This window comes from Sphingomonas lycopersici, assembly GCF_026130605.1.
Lineage (GTDB): Bacteria > Pseudomonadota > Alphaproteobacteria > Sphingomonadales > Sphingomonadaceae > Sphingomonas > Sphingomonas lycopersici.
The window spans coordinates 126,402-140,135 of record NZ_JANFAU010000003.1 but is presented as its reverse complement, the minus strand read 5'-3'; the positions used below and the strand labels follow the sequence as shown (position 1 = coordinate 140,135).

Annotated in this window: 15 protein-coding genes; 13 read left to right on the top strand and 2 right to left on the bottom strand. The window is 66.3% G+C overall.

Annotation, left to right across the window (positions count from 1 at the left end):
• The first annotated feature begins 5 nt into the window (after positions 1-5).
• The 3 genes from NED98_RS07370 (at position 6) to NED98_RS07360 (ending at position 1,932) form a co-directional block, all read left to right on the top strand.
• Positions 6-419 carry an MbcA/ParS/Xre antitoxin family protein gene (locus NED98_RS07370; RefSeq protein ID WP_265312419.1) on the top strand — a complete coding sequence of 138 codons (414 nt, stop codon included), beginning with the start codon at positions 6-8 and terminating at the stop codon, positions 417-419.
• A complete protein-coding gene (locus tag NED98_RS07365; protein WP_432423303.1) occupies positions 413-1,126 on the top strand; it encodes an RES family NAD+ phosphorylase in 714 nt (237 codons plus the stop codon). Before NED98_RS07370 ends, NED98_RS07365 begins: the two co-directional genes overlap by 7 nt.
• Positions 1,127-1,437: 311 nt before the next feature.
• Positions 1,438-1,932 (top strand): hypothetical protein, encoded by a 495-nt coding sequence (locus NED98_RS07360; protein WP_179515352.1) that lies wholly within the window; start codon positions 1,438-1,440, stop codon positions 1,930-1,932.
• A 3-nt stretch (positions 1,933-1,935) separates the two neighbouring features.
• Here the strand turns inward: NED98_RS07360 and NED98_RS07355 are convergent, their stop codons facing one another.
• Positions 1,936-2,631 (bottom strand): methyltransferase family protein, encoded by a 696-nt coding sequence (locus tag NED98_RS07355; RefSeq protein ID WP_265312417.1) that lies wholly within the window; start codon positions 2,629-2,631, stop codon positions 1,936-1,938.
• A gap of 4 nt (positions 2,632-2,635) precedes the next feature.
• Positions 2,636-3,295, bottom strand: coding sequence for a TetR/AcrR family transcriptional regulator (locus NED98_RS07350; protein WP_265312416.1), 660 nt, complete (start codon positions 3,293-3,295; stop codon positions 2,636-2,638).
• A gap of 145 nt (positions 3,296-3,440) precedes the next feature.
• Between NED98_RS07350 and NED98_RS07345 the strand changes: the two genes are divergently transcribed.
• The 10 genes from NED98_RS07345 (at position 3,441) to NED98_RS07300 (ending at position 13,720) form a co-directional block, all read left to right on the top strand.
• Positions 3,441-4,622 (top strand): amine dehydrogenase large subunit, encoded by a 1,182-nt coding sequence (locus NED98_RS07345; protein ID WP_265312415.1) that lies wholly within the window; start codon positions 3,441-3,443, stop codon positions 4,620-4,622.
• Positions 4,622-5,116 carry a MauE/DoxX family redox-associated membrane protein gene (locus tag NED98_RS07340; RefSeq protein ID WP_265312414.1) on the top strand — a complete coding sequence of 165 codons (495 nt, stop codon included), beginning with the start codon at positions 4,622-4,624 and terminating at the stop codon, positions 5,114-5,116. The genes NED98_RS07345 and NED98_RS07340 overlap by 1 nt, the downstream gene beginning before the upstream one ends.
• Positions 5,116-5,706 carry a thioredoxin-like domain-containing protein gene (locus NED98_RS07335; protein WP_265312413.1) on the top strand — a complete coding sequence of 197 codons (591 nt, stop codon included), beginning with the start codon at positions 5,116-5,118 and terminating at the stop codon, positions 5,704-5,706. Before NED98_RS07340 ends, NED98_RS07335 begins: the two co-directional genes overlap by 1 nt.
• Positions 5,707-5,709: 3 nt before the next feature.
• Positions 5,710-6,258 carry a methylamine dehydrogenase light chain gene (locus NED98_RS07330; protein ID WP_265268104.1) on the top strand — a complete coding sequence of 183 codons (549 nt, stop codon included), beginning with the start codon at positions 5,710-5,712 and terminating at the stop codon, positions 6,256-6,258.
• The gene (locus NED98_RS07325) at positions 6,255-6,701 is read left to right on the top strand and encodes a c-type cytochrome (RefSeq protein ID WP_265312412.1); all 447 of its coding nucleotides are present in this window, start codon (positions 6,255-6,257) and stop codon (positions 6,699-6,701) included. The genes NED98_RS07330 and NED98_RS07325 overlap by 4 nt, the downstream gene beginning before the upstream one ends.
• On the top strand, positions 6,698-7,183 hold the full coding sequence (locus NED98_RS07320) for a c-type cytochrome (RefSeq protein WP_265312411.1): 486 nt from the start codon (positions 6,698-6,700) through the stop codon (positions 7,181-7,183). Before NED98_RS07325 ends, NED98_RS07320 begins: the two co-directional genes overlap by 4 nt.
• Positions 7,184-7,197: 14 nt before the next feature.
• Positions 7,198-9,441 carry a TonB-dependent receptor gene (locus NED98_RS07315; protein ID WP_265312410.1) on the top strand — a complete coding sequence of 748 codons (2,244 nt, stop codon included), beginning with the start codon at positions 7,198-7,200 and terminating at the stop codon, positions 9,439-9,441.
• A 12-nt stretch (positions 9,442-9,453) separates the two neighbouring features.
• Positions 9,454-10,857 (top strand): aldehyde dehydrogenase family protein, encoded by a 1,404-nt coding sequence (locus NED98_RS07310; RefSeq protein ID WP_265312409.1) that lies wholly within the window; start codon positions 9,454-9,456, stop codon positions 10,855-10,857.
• Positions 10,854-12,485, top strand: a complete 1,632-nt coding sequence (locus NED98_RS07305; protein ID WP_265312408.1) for an AMP-binding protein — start codon at positions 10,854-10,856, stop codon at positions 12,483-12,485. The genes NED98_RS07310 and NED98_RS07305 overlap by 4 nt, the downstream gene beginning before the upstream one ends.
• Positions 12,486-12,550: 65 nt before the next feature.
• Positions 12,551-13,720 (top strand): TetR/AcrR family transcriptional regulator, encoded by a 1,170-nt coding sequence (locus NED98_RS07300; protein ID WP_265312407.1) that lies wholly within the window; start codon positions 12,551-12,553, stop codon positions 13,718-13,720.
• Positions 13,721-13,734: the final 14 nt, after the last annotated feature.

The following is a 13,734-nucleotide window of genomic DNA, read 5'->3' as shown; positions in this document are numbered from 1 at the left end:
TGACCATGTTGGCATTGCAGCCGGTTGATACCGCACCCCAGGCGTTCCGCGCCGACCCGATTACGCAGGAGGAGGGCGAGGCGATGTTCCGTGCCACGCTCAACCTGTTCGGCAAATGGGGCGTCACCGACGAGCAGGCCGCGACCTTGCTCGACATGCCGGTGCGCAGCTATCGCCGCTGGAAGGCGGAAGGGCCGGGGCGGATCTCGCGCGACGGTCGCGCGCGGCTCTCCAACCTGCTCGGCATCCATAAGGCGCTCAGGATCATCTTCAGCGAGCCGCAGCGCGGTTATGGCTGGGTGCGCGCCGCCAATCGCGCCTTCGCCGGCGCGAGCGCGCTCGACGTGATGCTGGGCGGCGAACTGACCGATATCATGCGGGTGCGGCGTTATCTCGACGCCGAGCGCGGCGGGTGGTGACGGCGGCCGAGGCCGCGACCACGCATCTCGAATGGAAGGGCGCGGTACGGATCATCCGCAGTCTGTTTCCGCCGATCGACCTGTTCGAGGATATCGCCGATCCGGCCGACTGGCCGCTGCTGCTCTCGGCCGAGCAGAAGACCAATCCGCGCATCATGGCGACGATCGGCAACCTCGATCTGGTGCCGGCCGACCGCCGCGTGGGCGGGCCGGGGGCGTCGTGGCTGATGGCCTCGTTCACGCATGTCAGCCCCGACCGGCCGAGCCGCTTTTCGGCGGGCGATTATGGCGTGCTCTATGTCGGGGATCGCTACGAGACCGCGCTGTTCGAGACGATCCACCACCATGCGCGCTTCATGGCGCGCACCGCCGAGCCGCCGGGCTGGACCTCGCAGTTCCGCGAGATCGTGCTCAACGTGTCGGGAGATCTCGTCGATCTGCGCGCGGCGGGTGCGGACGATTTGCTCGATCCGGACGATTATGCCCCGGCGCAGCGTTTTGCGGCACGGATGCGCGCGTCGGAGGCGGACGGCATCGTCTATCCCAGCGTGCGCTATCCGGGGGGTGAATGCGTCGCGCTGTTCTACCCCGATTGCGCCGCCGCGCCGGTGCAGGGGCGGCATCTCGATTATCACTGGAACGGCAGCGCGGTCGATCTGGTCCGCAATGCCGGAACGGGGGCGGTGTTCCGCATCGTCGACGCGTGACACTTTGCCCGGAGCGCCACGGGTGACACTTTACCAGAATCGGCGCGGCAGACTGTCATCCGTGGCGGTTTGGAGCCGGGAAGGCCCCCTGCCACCCGGTCTTGAGCCGGGATCCACCGGGAGGCGAGCGCGAAGCAAGAGGTTCTTGCCACGGAGTCTGCGGTACGATGGACCCCGGCCCAAGACCGGGGGTAACGAGGGATGCGGCGGGGTGCGGCCGTCCTTCAGGCAAAGTGTCACCCACGACAAAGTTGATGCCGGGCGCAGAAGTGGGATTCACTATTCGTTCCGCATGTGCTTGATTCTGCGGCATGACCGAAGACAGCGCCGCCCGGCCCGATCTGGGTTCGATCCTCGCCTCGCTGGCGGATGCTTCCAGCCGCCCGCGCTATGCCTTTCTCGTCCTCGGGCTGATCGCCGAGGCGGCGCGCCCCGATGGCGAGGCGGGGCCGTGGGTGCGCGGCGGGGCAGGGGAGCGGCTGTCGTTGCGCGACTGGCTCGCGCGCCAGCTCGTCCCGCTCGCAGCGCGCGACCGACGCCGTGCCGGGCTGCGGGCCAGGGTGGCGGCGCGGATCGGCAGTGACGATCCCGAGAAATTGGAGGCGGCGCTGGCCGAGGAAGCGCTGGCGGTCGGCAAGGCCAATGTCAGCCGCGCGGTTTCCGATCTGGTCCGCGCCGGGCTGGTGCGGCGCTATTATGCCGGACGGGTGACCGATCACGTCAACCGCGGCGGGCGGCGGATGGCGGTCTATCGCGTCGCACCGCCGGTGCTCAACGCGATCCGCTCGCGTCCGACCTTGGTATAGCGCTCACCACACGCCCGGCAGCAGCCGGTAACGCGTCCGCCGGGCGTAATCGGCATAGCCGGCCAGCTCGGCGTGAAGCAGCGCATCCTCCCACCGCGTCCGCACGATCAGCAGTGCGCTTGCCCAGGCCGCAGGGATCAGCGCCCACCACGACGCCAGCGCTAGCGCCAGCCCGGCGAAGACCATCAGCGCGCTGACATAGCCGGGGTGGCGGACGAAGCGATACGGCCCGTCGGTGATGACATGCTGCCCGCGCTCGCGCTGGAGCCTGACGCCGGGTTCGAAGAAGCGATTGACCGCCTGCGCCCACCCGCCGAACGCGATCCCGCCGCCGAGCAAGGCATAGCCCAGCACGACGATCGCGGGGGACACCACCGACCAATGCATCCGCCCGGCGTCGAGCGTCGCGAGCGGAATCTCGATCACCATCGCCGGGAGCATCAGCGACAGCAGGATCAGATCCCAGCGCTGCGTCCCCGGCTGGAAGCGGTTGCGCGCGCGGAAGATCGCGGGATTGACCCGAAGCAGGACCGACGCGGCAATCCCGTAGGTGACGAAGAGGAAGCCGATGAACACCCAGCCCGGCACCCAATCGAGCCGGCCGATCGGCAGAAAGACCAGCATGAGAAGACCGAGCGGCAGCCCGATGGCGTAAGCGATCTTGCCGCCGCGGGACATCGGCCTGGGCTCGGTAACCATGCGTTCAACTCCGCTTGAAGTTGTGCACCAACTCGCGAAACGCCTCGATCGATACGTGTTTGATCCGATTCATCTGCGATCGGAACGGCTTTTCATAGCCCGCGAAGATCGTCGATCCCTCCATCGAATAAGAGATGAACAAGGTCAGCGTTTCCTGATCCTCGGTCGACAGATCGGGGCGGATTTCCGCCACCACCTCGAACAGCGGGCGGCGCGCGCGGGTGTAGAGCTCGTGCATCCGCTCATAGACGAACGGATCGTGGTTCGACAAAGCCCATAATTCGGGGAACAGCCGGGTCGTCTTCTTGGTCGTGATATCGTCGAGCACCAGCCGGCAATAGCGCTCGAGCCGCTCGTCGGGGGTGAGATCGGGCTGGTGGACGATCGCCTCGAATTCGACCTCATAGCTGCTGATCATCCCGTCGAGCAGTTCGCGCACCAGATCCTCGCGGGTGCGATAATGATAAGTGAGGTTGCCGAATTTCATCCCGCAGGCAGCCGCGACTCGGCGCATCGACATCGCGCGATATCCCTCGTCGATCAGGATCGACAGCGCCGCGCGAAGGATCATTTCGCGGGTCTCATGTCCCTTGGAATAGCCCCCGTCGCGTTCCGGCACGATCAGGTCTGGGACCACAAATGACAGATTATCATCCTGATTCATAACAATTCATCTCCCGGTATCGCGGCGCCTATAACAGCTTTTCAAAATTAGGTCACTCGCCAGATTTAGGTCGATTGACAGAATTAGGTCGGACGCACATTATTCCTGCAACGCCGCTCGAACGGCGATGTCAGGGAGGTGCAGCATGAGGTGGTTCGCCCGGTTGTGTTCAACCGCGCTCGGTGTTGCCGCGCTTCCGACGCTGGCCGGCGCAGCGCCCGGAACGGGCACGGCGCCGTTGCCGGAGGAAACGATCCCCAGCGTCACGCCCTTGCCGGCGCAATGGCCGAAAAGCTGGGTGCTCATCAACGATCTCAATTTCAACGCGATCGTCGACGGGCGCGTGGTGGTGGTCGATACCGCCTCGGCCGATCATCCGTTGAAGGCGATCGTCCGCTCGGCGCAATTCGGCAATTCGCTCTACTCGGCCAAGCGGCAAGAGATACTGACCGCCGAGACCTTCTATTCGCGGCTGACGCGCGGCGAGCGCACCGATGCGATCACCTTCTGGGACATGAAGGATCTGAAACCCAAGGGCGAGATCGTGCTCCCTGGCGGCAAGCGCCAGCTCTCGGTGGTCTATCCCCACCTGTTCCAGTTCACCAATGACGAGAAATGGGCGCTGGTCGCCAATTTCACCCCGGCGCAATCGGTCACCGTGGTCGATCTCGACGCGCGCAAGGTGCTCAACGAGATCGATCTGCCGGGCTGCTCGCAAATCTACCCGACCGGCCCGCGCGGCTTTTCCAGCCTGTGCGCCGACGGCTCGATCTTCAGCGCGACGCTCGACGCGCAGGGCAAGGTCGCGACGTCGAAGACGATCAAGACGGTACAGGACATCGACAACCAGCCGCTGTTCAGCAACCCCGCGATGGTCGGCCAGACGGCTTGGTTCATCAGCCAGAAGGGTTTGCTCCAGGGCTTCGACCTCTCGGGCGAGGTGGCGAAGGTGATCCCCGGTTCGTTCAGCGTCGGCACCGCGCCGGGCGCCACCCCCGAATGGCGCCCGAGCGGCTGGCAGGTGATCAATTCGGATGCCGCCGGCCGGCTCTATGTGCTGATGAATCCCGCCGGCAAAGAAGGCAGCCACAAGGACGGCGGCACCGAAGTGTGGGTGATCGACCCCGCGAAAAAGGCCCGCGTCGCGCGCATCGCATTGAAGGGCCAGTCGATCGCGGTCGCGGTGACGCGCGAGGCGCAGCCGCATATGGTGGTGTCGCGCGCCGACGGCGCGATCGACGTCTATGACGCCGCGAGCGGCGCCTTCGTCCGGTCATTGGGCGCGACCGTCGCGTTCAGCCCGATGGTCATCACCCCGGTCGAATGATGGCGCCGCTCCCCCTGTTCCTCGCGCTGGTGCTGGCGGTGTCCGCCGCGCACAAGGCGCAGTCGGGCGCGCGGTTCGCTACGGCGACGGCGCGGTTGGCCGGGGTCTCCCCGTCGGCCGGACAATTGCTGCTGGTGGTCGCCGCGGCGGCCGAGGCGATCGCCGCACTTTGTCTCGTCATCCCGGCGGCGACCGTCGCCGGGGCGCTGATCGCCGCCTTGCTGTGGAGCGCTTATGCGCTGGCGCTATGGCGTCGGCGCGGCGAGACGCTCGACTGCGGGTGCGACTTCACCGCGCGTCCGCGCCCGGTCGGCGCGGGGCATATCCTCCGCGCGCTGCTGCTCGCGGGGCTGGCGGCGGTGCTCATTGTGCTGCCGGCGCCCGAGGGGGTGCCGCCGGCCGAGGCGTTGCTGTCCGCGCTCGCCTTTCTCGCGCTCTATTTCGGCGCGTCCGAACTTCTCTCCATTCCCCATCCCGCGTGGAGGAAATCCTGATGCTGGTATCTCAATTGCTGCTGTGGGCGGCGGTGATCGTCCAAGGCGTGCTGATCGCCGCGCTCGCGCGCCAGGTCGGTATCCTGCACGAGCGCATCGCCCCGGCCGGTGCACTGACCCTCCACCAGAAGGTCGAGGTGGGCGAGGTCGCAAGCCCGATGACCGTCACCACGATCGAGGGCGTTCCGCTCGAGGTCGGGGGACGGCGCGACGGACGCAGCCAGCTTCTCTTCTTCGCCTCGCCCGATTGCCCGGTGTGCAAATCGCTGCTCCCGGTGGTGCGCTCGGCGGCCAGGGCGGAGAGCGACTGGCTCGACGTCGTGTTCGCCGGTGACGGGACCAAATCGGCCTACAGCCGGCTGATCGCCGAATATGGGCTCGGCGGGATGCCGCTGGTGCTGTCCGAAGCGCTCGGCCGCGCGTTCGGGGTCTCCAAGCTCCCCTATGCCGTGCTGCTCGACGAGGACGGCAGGGTCGCCTCGCTCGGGCTGATCAACAGCCGCGAGCATCTCGAAAGCCTGTTCGTCGCCAAGGAGCACGGGGTCGCCTCGATCCAGGATTTCCTTGCCCGCCGCCAGAAGGAGGCATGACCGATGCGTGGTTTCGACAAGCTTGCCGAGCGCTTTGCCCGCTCGGTTGCGCGCGGCACCTCGCGGCGCAGCCTCTTGGCGACATTGGGGATGGGGATCACCGGCGCCGCGGTCTTCCCGGTGCTGCCGGTGGCGCGCGCCTCGACCCACCCCGGGGGCACCCCGCATCAGCCGGTGACCTCAGGCAATCCGCAGGACCCCGGCGATCGCACGACCTGCGATTACTGGCGCTATTGCGCAATCGACGGCTTCCTTTGCACCTGCTGCGGCGGATCGGTCAGTTCGTGCCCGCCGGGGACCGAGATGTCGCCGATCACCTGGATCGGCACCTGCACCAACCCCGCCGACAACCGCGCCTATATCATCAGCTATAACGATTGCTGCGGCGTCTCGTCGTGCGGCCAGTGCCTCTGCAACCGCAACGAGGGCGATCGCCCGCAGGTCCGCACGCAATCGAACAACGATTACAATTGGTGCCTCGGGTCGGAGAGCAGCGTCTATAATTGCTCGACCGCGGTGATCGTCGGCGTCGCGCTTGAGCAGCCGAAATGAGGCGGCTGATCCTGCTCGCCGCGCTCTTGCCCGCCGCGGCCGTGGCGGCGCCGGACGGCAAGGCGATCTTCACCCGCTGCGCCGCCTGCCACACCGCGACCGGCGCCGGGGTGCCCGGGGCCTATCCCCCGCTCGGCGGAGATTTCCGCGCGCTCGCCGCCAAGCCCGAGGGGCGGCGCTATCTCGCGCTGGCGGTGATCAAGGGGCTGGCCGGGCCGCTGACGATCGAGGGCAAGCCCTATCGCGGGGTGATGCCCGCGCAAGGCGGGCTCGACGAGGCGTCGATTGCCGCGGTGCTCAATCATGTCGGCACCGCGATCGCCAAGACCGGGCCGGCGTTCAAGCCGTTCTCCGCCGCCGAGATCGCCGGCTACAAGGCCAAGGCCGGGTCGATGACCGGCGCGGATGTCGCCAAGCTCCACGCCGGGCTGGAAGGCAAATGACCGATCGCCTCGCCCTCCTGATCTTCGGTCTCGCAACCGGGCTGATCGCGGCGGGCGTGGCGGCAAACCAGCCCGCGGTCCTGCCGATGCCCGGCGTGGCGGACGCGGCGCAGGCGCATATCGACTATAAGCTCAAATGCCAGGGGTGCCACCGGCCCGACGGCAGCGGCGACGATACGTCCAACCCGCCAATGCGGGATATGGTCGCGCGCTTTCTGTCGGTGCCCGGCGGGCGCGAATTTCTCGGCCGGGTGCCGGGCGTCGCCACCGCGGCCCTCGACGACGCGCGGCTCGCCAATCTCGTCAACTGGACGCTTTACACCTTTGATCGCCAGCACATGCCCAAGGATTTCCGACCGTACACAGCGGCGGAAATCAATGTGCTGCGACAAAACCCCCTCCGCCTTGAACGCGTCGAAACAAGAGCGCGTCTGGTGGCGGGTTTCATGCAGGCAGGAAAAGACCGGCACATCGAAAACTAGGGAGGGTTCACTTTATGAGGAATCATCTGTTGTTGCGGACGGGTGGTGCGCTGCTCGCCATGTCCGCCGCACTCGCCGCCACATCGGCGCTGGCGCAGACCGCCCCCGCGCCGCCCGCCACCCCCGCCGCGGATGCCCCGGCACCGGGCGAGATCATCGTGACGGCGACCAAACGCTCGGAAAGCCTGCAGTCGGTGCCGATCTCGGTGTCGGCGATCGGCGGCGACACCTTGTCGAAATCGCGCACCACCAGCGTCGACGATCTGACGAGCAAGGTCGCCAATCTCCAGATGACCGGCATCGTCGGCGACAATACCCCGATCTTCTCGCTGCGCGGCGTGTCGATGTCGGATTACAGCCTCAACCAGTCGAGCCCGGTCGCGACCTATTATGACGAGGTGTACAAAGGCAATTTCGCCTTCCTCGGGGTCGCGATGTACGATCTCGAGCGGGTCGAGGTACTGCGCGGGCCGCAAGGCACGCTCTATGGCAAGAATACCACCGGCGGCGCGGTCAACATCATCAGCCACGATGCGACGCTCGGCGAGACCAACGGCTATTTCAACCTCGGCTACGGCAATTACAATCGCGTCGACATGAGCGGCGCGCTCAACGTCGCGGTCGCCCCCAATCTCGCGTTCCGCATCGCGGGGACGTTCAGCCACGCCGACGGCTGGTTCAAGAATGTCCTGCCCGGCTATCCCGATCTCGGCGAGACGCGCGAATTCGCATTGCGCGGGACGATCCATTGGGAGCCGACCGACCGCCTCAAGCTGGTGCTGCGCGGCTCGGTGAGCGAGCAGACCCCGCATAATTACGGCATCTACGCGCAGAATGCCGATCAGTCGCGCGTCGACGGGCTCGATCGCTATCACATCGCCTCGAACGTCGCGACGCGCCGCATCGCGCGGACGCAATCGGTCGCGCTGACCGCCAATTACGAGCTGACCGATGCGCTGACGCTGACCAGCATCACCTCCTACGACCACGGCACCTTGTTCTTCACCGAAGACACCGACGGGCGCGGCGACAAATTCCTCGAAATTCCCTATGGCGATCGGGCGAGCCAGTTCGCGCAGGATCTGCGTCTCACCAGCAACACCCACGGCCCGTTCGATTTCATCCTCGGCCTCTATTACGCGCGCGAGAAGGTGTTCAATTCGAACTCGTTCCAGATCATGAACGATGTCGCCTCGGGCGGCGATCTCAACGGCGACGGCGTGGTCAACCATCTCGATTGCCAGCTCAGCGGCGGGCTCGCGGGGTGCAAGATCGAGAACCATTTCGATCAGGTCAAGAAAAGCTACGCCGCTTATACCGACGTAAAATTCAAATTGACCGACCGGTTCACCTTGCGCGGTGGATTGCGCTTCACCCACGATACCGGGGTGCAGAGCAATTTCGAATCCAACGTCTATGGCGCCGACGATGTCTTCGTCCAGACCAATATCCCGCTCACCGGCGCGCGCTATTCGACCGACAATCTCTCGGGCAAGATCGGGTTCGACTATAAGCTCGCCGACGGCAATCTGTTCTACGCCAGCGTCAGCCGCGGCTATCGTGCGCCGAGCTTCAACGCGCAGGCGTTTTTCGATCCGAGCGAAGTGTCGGTCGCCAAGGCGGAGAAGGTCACCTCCTACGAAATCGGCGCCAAGACGCGCTGGTTCGACCGGCGCGTGACGCTCAACCTCGCGGCATTCTATTACGACTATCGCAACCAGCAGTTCATCAACGTCAACCCCTCGACCGGCGCGCAGGATCTGTTCAACATCCCCAAATCGCGCATCTTCGGCGGCGAGGCCGAGCTGACCGCGCGCATCGCCGACTGGTTCCAGCTCCACGCCGGGGCGGGTGCCTTGTCGACCAAGATCCTCCAGGGGACGGTCAGCGGGGTCGATGTCGTCGGGCACAAGCTCGCCAATGCCCCGTCCTTCACCTTCAACGTCGGGCCGGACCTGACGCTCGCGCGCGGCAGCTTCGGGACGATCAGCGTGCATCCCGCATTGGCCTATCAGTCGAGCCAGTATTTCGAGGTGATCAACGAGCCGATCCTCAAGCAGAAGGGCTATGCGCTGCTCGACGCGCATGTCGATTACGAGAGCGCCGACGGACATTTCACCGCTTCGGGCTGGGTCAAGAATGCGGCGCAGCAATTCTATTTCACGTCGCGGGTCGATCTGCTGGCCGGGTTCGGCTTCATCTACAATCATATCGGCAACCCGCGGACCTATGGCGTGACCTTGGGCTATAAGTTCTGACGGGAGAGAGCGATGACTGATTATCGGATGCTGATCGGGGGCGCGCTGGTCGATGCGGACAAGCGGATCGAGGTGATCAACCCGGCGACGGGCGAGCCCTTCGCCACCGTCCCGCATGCCTCGACCGCCGATGCCGATGCGGCGATCGCCGCCGCCCGCGCCGCGCAGCCGGCCTGGGGTGCGCGGCCGATCGCGGAGCGGCGGGCGGCGCTGGTCGCGCTCGCCGATGCGATCGCGGCGAACGGCGATGAGCTCGCGCGGCTGCTGACGATGGAACAGGGCAAGCCGCTCGCCGAGGCGCAGGGCGAGCTGGCGTGGACCGAGGGCTATCTGCGGCATTATGCCACGCTCGAGCTGCCCGATCGCATTATCCAGGACGATGCGACCGGCTATATCGCGGTGCGCCACCAGCCGCTTGGCGTAGTGGTGGGGATCATCGCGTGGAACTTCCCGCTGCTCGTCGCCTGCTGGAAGATCGGCCCGGCGGTGCTCGCGGGGAATGCGATCGTGCTCAAGCCGGCGCCGACCACCCCGGTCACCGCGCTCCGGCTCGGCGAGATCGCGCGCGAGATCTTTCCGGCCGGCGTGGTCAATATCATCACCGATGCCAATGATCTCGGACCGCATCTGACGGCGCATCCCCACGTCGCCAAGATCGGCTTCACCGGCTCGACCGCGACCGGCAAGCGCATCGCCGCCAATGGTGCGGATACGCTGAAGCGCGTCACGCTCGAACTTGGCGGCAATGACGCGGCGATCGTGCTCGAGGATGTCGACGTACGCGAGACGGCGCAGGCGATCTTCGACAGCGCCTTCCTCAATTGCGGGCAGGTGTGCCTCGCGGTGAAGCGCGCTTATGTCCACGCCGATATCTATGACGCGATGTGCGCCGAACTGGCACGGCTGGCGAGCGAGGCGGTGGTCGGCGACGGGCTCGAGCAGGGCGCGCGGATCGGCCCGATCCAGAACCGCATGCAATTCGAGAAGGTGAAGGGCTTTCTCGAAGCGGCGCGCGCCGAGGGGACGATCGCGGCGGGCGGCAAGGCGATTGAGCGCGCCGGCTATTTCATCGAGCCGACGATCGTGCGCGACGTGACCGACGGCGCCAGAATCGTCGACGAGGAACAATTCGGCCCGATCCTGCCGGTGATCCGCTTCGAGGATGTCGAGGATGTCATCGCGCGCGCCAATGCCTCCGATTACGGGCTCGGCGGCTCGGTATGGAGCCGCGACGTGGATCGCGCCGCGGGGATTGCCGGGCGGATCGCCGCCGGGCAGGTATGGGTCAACCAGCATATCGCGATCGGCCCGCACATCCCGATGGCCGGTTTCAAGCAATCCGGCCTCGGCGCCGAGCAATCGGTGGAGGGGCTGGCGGAATATACCCAGCTTCAGGTGGTGAACATCAAACGATGACCGGACTTTCGATTGCCCGCGGCCCGACCGACACCCCGCTGCTCGACACGACGATCGGCGTCGCGCTGCGCGAAGCGGCGGCGCGCTGGGCCGACGATCTGGCGCTGGTTTCGCGGCATCAGGCGATCCGCTGGACGTGGCGCGAATTCGACGCAGAAGTCGATCGCGTCGCGACCGGGCTTATCGTGCGCGGGGTGAAGAAAGGCGATCGCGTCGGGATCTGGGCGCCCAATTGCGCCGAGTGGGCGGTGATCCAGTTCGCCACCGCGCGGATCGGCGCGATCCTCGTCAATATCAACCCGGCCTATCGCGTCAGCGAGGTCGAATATGCGTTGAACAAGGTCGGCTGCTCGGTGCTGGTCACCGCGGCGCGGTTCAAGTCGAGCGACTATCTCGCGATGCTGCGCGCGATCTGGCCGGCGAACGTTCCCGGGCTCAGGCTGGCGGTCTCGCTCGGTGCGGAGGCGCATGACGGCTTCCTGCCGTGGGATGAGCTCCGCGCAACCCCCGACGAAGCGGCACTGGCGGCGGCCGAGGCGGCGCTGCACCCCGACGACGCGATCAACATTCAGTTCACCAGCGGCACCACCGGGCTGCCCAAGGGCGCGACGCTCACCCACCGCAACATCCTCAACAACGGCTATTTCACTGCGCGGACGCTGCATCTGGGGCCGGACGACCGGATCTGTGTGCCGGTGCCGCTCTATCATTGCTTCGGGATGGTGCTGGCCAATCTCGCGGCGGTGACGAGCGGGGCGGGGCTGATCTATCCGGCGGAGAGCTTCGACCCGGAACGCGTGCTTGAGGCGGTCGCGGCCGAGCGCTGCACCGCGCTCTACGGCGTGCCGACGATGTTCATCACGATCCTCAACCACCCCGCGCTCGCGGCGACCGACACCTCGTCGCTGCGCACCGGCATTCTCGCCGGCTCGCCGTGCCCGCTGGCGACGATGCGCGAGGTGATCGACCGGCTCAACATGCGCGAGGTGACGATCGGTTACGGGATGACCGAAACCAGCCCGCTCACCACCCAGACCGCGACCGACGATCCGATCGAGGAGCGCGTCGGCTCGGTCGGACGGGTGCATCCGCACGCGCAGGCCAAGATCGTCGGCCCAAACGGCGAGACGCTCCCCTATGGCGAGCAGGGCGAATATTGCTCGCGCGGCTATGCGGTGATGCTCGGCTATTGGGACGAGCCCGAAAAGACCGCCGAGGCGATCGACGCCGACGGCTGGATGCATTCGGGCGACCTCGCGACGATGGATGCGCGTGGCTATGTCCGCATCACCGGACGGATCAAGGACATGATCATCCGCGGCGGCGAGAATATCTATCCGCGCGAGATCGAGGAATTCCTGCTCGGGCATGAGGCGATCGCCGATGCGCAGGTGTTCGGGGTGGCGGACGAGAAATTCGGCGAGGAAGTCTGCGCCTGGATCATCCCGCGCCCCGGCGCGGCGCTGACGCCGGATGAGGTGCGCGATCACTGCAAGGGCCGCATCGCGCATTACAAGGTGCCGCGTTATATCCGCATCGTCGAAAGCTTTGCGATGACCGTCACCGGTAAGGCGCAGAAATTCGAAATGCGCCGGATCATGGAAGCGGAATTGAGCGTATCGGTCTGATATTGTTGTAAAGTCATCTTACGCGGGGTTGCCCGTCGGGGATTTAATCGCCATCCCCGGCGACCATGGCGAGCAATCAGGCAGAACATATCCTGTCGACGGCGGCGCGCCTCGCGCTCGATCACGGGCTGGGGGCGCTGACGATGCGCGCCGTGGCGTCCGCCGCCGGGGTGTCGTCATCGGCGATCGTCTATCATTTCCAGACGCGCGAGGGGCTGCTCGTCGCGATCCTCGAATATCTCGCCGAATCGATCGCCGCCGGCCGCGACCGGCTGGCCGGTGCCTTCGACGACGAACAGCGCGCGATCGCCGGCCCGGCGGCGGGGGTGGCGGCGATCCTGTGCCGCATGGTCGACGAACAGGGGCTCGCCAGCATCACCGTCTCCGAGATCGCCCGGCTGTTGCGCGGCACCGATATGGACCGGCCGGTACAGGCGGCGATGGCGGCCGCGAACCAGCGCGCCGCGCATTTCTGGCAGGCGTTGCCGTTGCTCGCGCAGGAAGACGCGCAAGCGCGCGAGATCTGGGCGGCGTTTGGGCAAGGGGTGCTCGCACTCGCGATGCTCGATCGCAGTGCGGTGGCACGCAACGCGCGCGTCATCCGGCTCACCGCGCGGCTGGCGGACCGTCTTGCGGCGCGCGAGGTCGTGGTGCTGCCGGCGAGCGACGCCCCTCAGCCGCTCGCGGCATTGGTGCGCCCGGCCGGCAAGCAGCAGATCGTCGACGCGACGATCCGGCTGAGCGGGGAGGGCGGGATCGAGGCGCTCACTCACCGCAAGATCGCCGCCGCCGCCGGGCTGTCGGTCGCATCGACGACCTATTTCTATCCGACCAAGGAGGATATCATCGTCGACGCCGCTTATGACGTCCAGGCGCGTGCGATGAATGCGGTTATAAATCAAAGCGTTGCTCCACCGAGCTTCATGTCGCGTATCACGCTCGACGATCGGCAGGAGGAGCGTGCCGAAATGGCGACGCTGAGCGCCTTCATGGCCGCCGCGGTGCGCAACCCCGAGCTGCTGCCGCTGGCCGAGGTGTTGCGACGGACCCGCGGCATCGACGGCGCGCGCTGGCTGGCGGCGCGCGGCTATCACGCCACCGATCGACTGGACGGAATCGTCTGGGCGGCGGTCACTTCGTTCCTCGCGCAGCATGCATTATTGCTGCCGGCTGCCGAGCGTGTCGCATTTCTCGATGATTTTTCAGATGTTTGGCTCCGCCGGCTGTTCGGCTGAGCGCCGCTGTACAT

What these genes read in the sequence shown, in the direction of transcription:
- NED98_RS07330 (WP_265268104.1), top strand. Translation starts at nt 5,710, where the DNA reads ATGCGTGGTTTCGACAAGCTTGCCGAGCGCTTTGCCCGCTCGGTTGCG.
- NED98_RS07355 (WP_265312417.1), bottom strand. Translation starts at nt 2,631, where the DNA reads ATGGTTACCGAGCCCAGGCCGATGTCCCGCGGCGGCAAGATCGCTTAC.
- NED98_RS07305 (WP_265312408.1), top strand. Translation starts at nt 10,854, where the DNA reads ATGACCGGACTTTCGATTGCCCGCGGCCCGACCGACACCCCGCTGCTC.
- NED98_RS07360 (WP_179515352.1), top strand. Translation starts at nt 1,438, where the DNA reads ATGACCGAAGACAGCGCCGCCCGGCCCGATCTGGGTTCGATCCTCGCC.
- NED98_RS07315 (WP_265312410.1), top strand. Translation starts at nt 7,198, where the DNA reads ATGAGGAATCATCTGTTGTTGCGGACGGGTGGTGCGCTGCTCGCCATG.
- NED98_RS07335 (WP_265312413.1), top strand. Translation starts at nt 5,116, where the DNA reads ATGCTGGTATCTCAATTGCTGCTGTGGGCGGCGGTGATCGTCCAAGGC.
- NED98_RS07325 (WP_265312412.1), top strand. Translation starts at nt 6,255, where the DNA reads ATGAGGCGGCTGATCCTGCTCGCCGCGCTCTTGCCCGCCGCGGCCGTG.
- NED98_RS07370 (WP_265312419.1), top strand. Translation starts at nt 6, where the DNA reads ATGTTGGCATTGCAGCCGGTTGATACCGCACCCCAGGCGTTCCGCGCC.
- NED98_RS07320 (WP_265312411.1), top strand. Translation starts at nt 6,698, where the DNA reads ATGACCGATCGCCTCGCCCTCCTGATCTTCGGTCTCGCAACCGGGCTG.
- NED98_RS07310 (WP_265312409.1), top strand. Translation starts at nt 9,454, where the DNA reads ATGACTGATTATCGGATGCTGATCGGGGGCGCGCTGGTCGATGCGGAC.
- NED98_RS07350 (WP_265312416.1), bottom strand. Translation starts at nt 3,295, where the DNA reads ATGAATCAGGATGATAATCTGTCATTTGTGGTCCCAGACCTGATCGTG.
- NED98_RS07345 (WP_265312415.1), top strand. Translation starts at nt 3,441, where the DNA reads ATGAGGTGGTTCGCCCGGTTGTGTTCAACCGCGCTCGGTGTTGCCGCG.
- NED98_RS07300 (WP_265312407.1), top strand. Translation starts at nt 12,551, where the DNA reads ATGGCGAGCAATCAGGCAGAACATATCCTGTCGACGGCGGCGCGCCTC.
- NED98_RS07340 (WP_265312414.1), top strand. Translation starts at nt 4,622, where the DNA reads ATGGCGCCGCTCCCCCTGTTCCTCGCGCTGGTGCTGGCGGTGTCCGCC.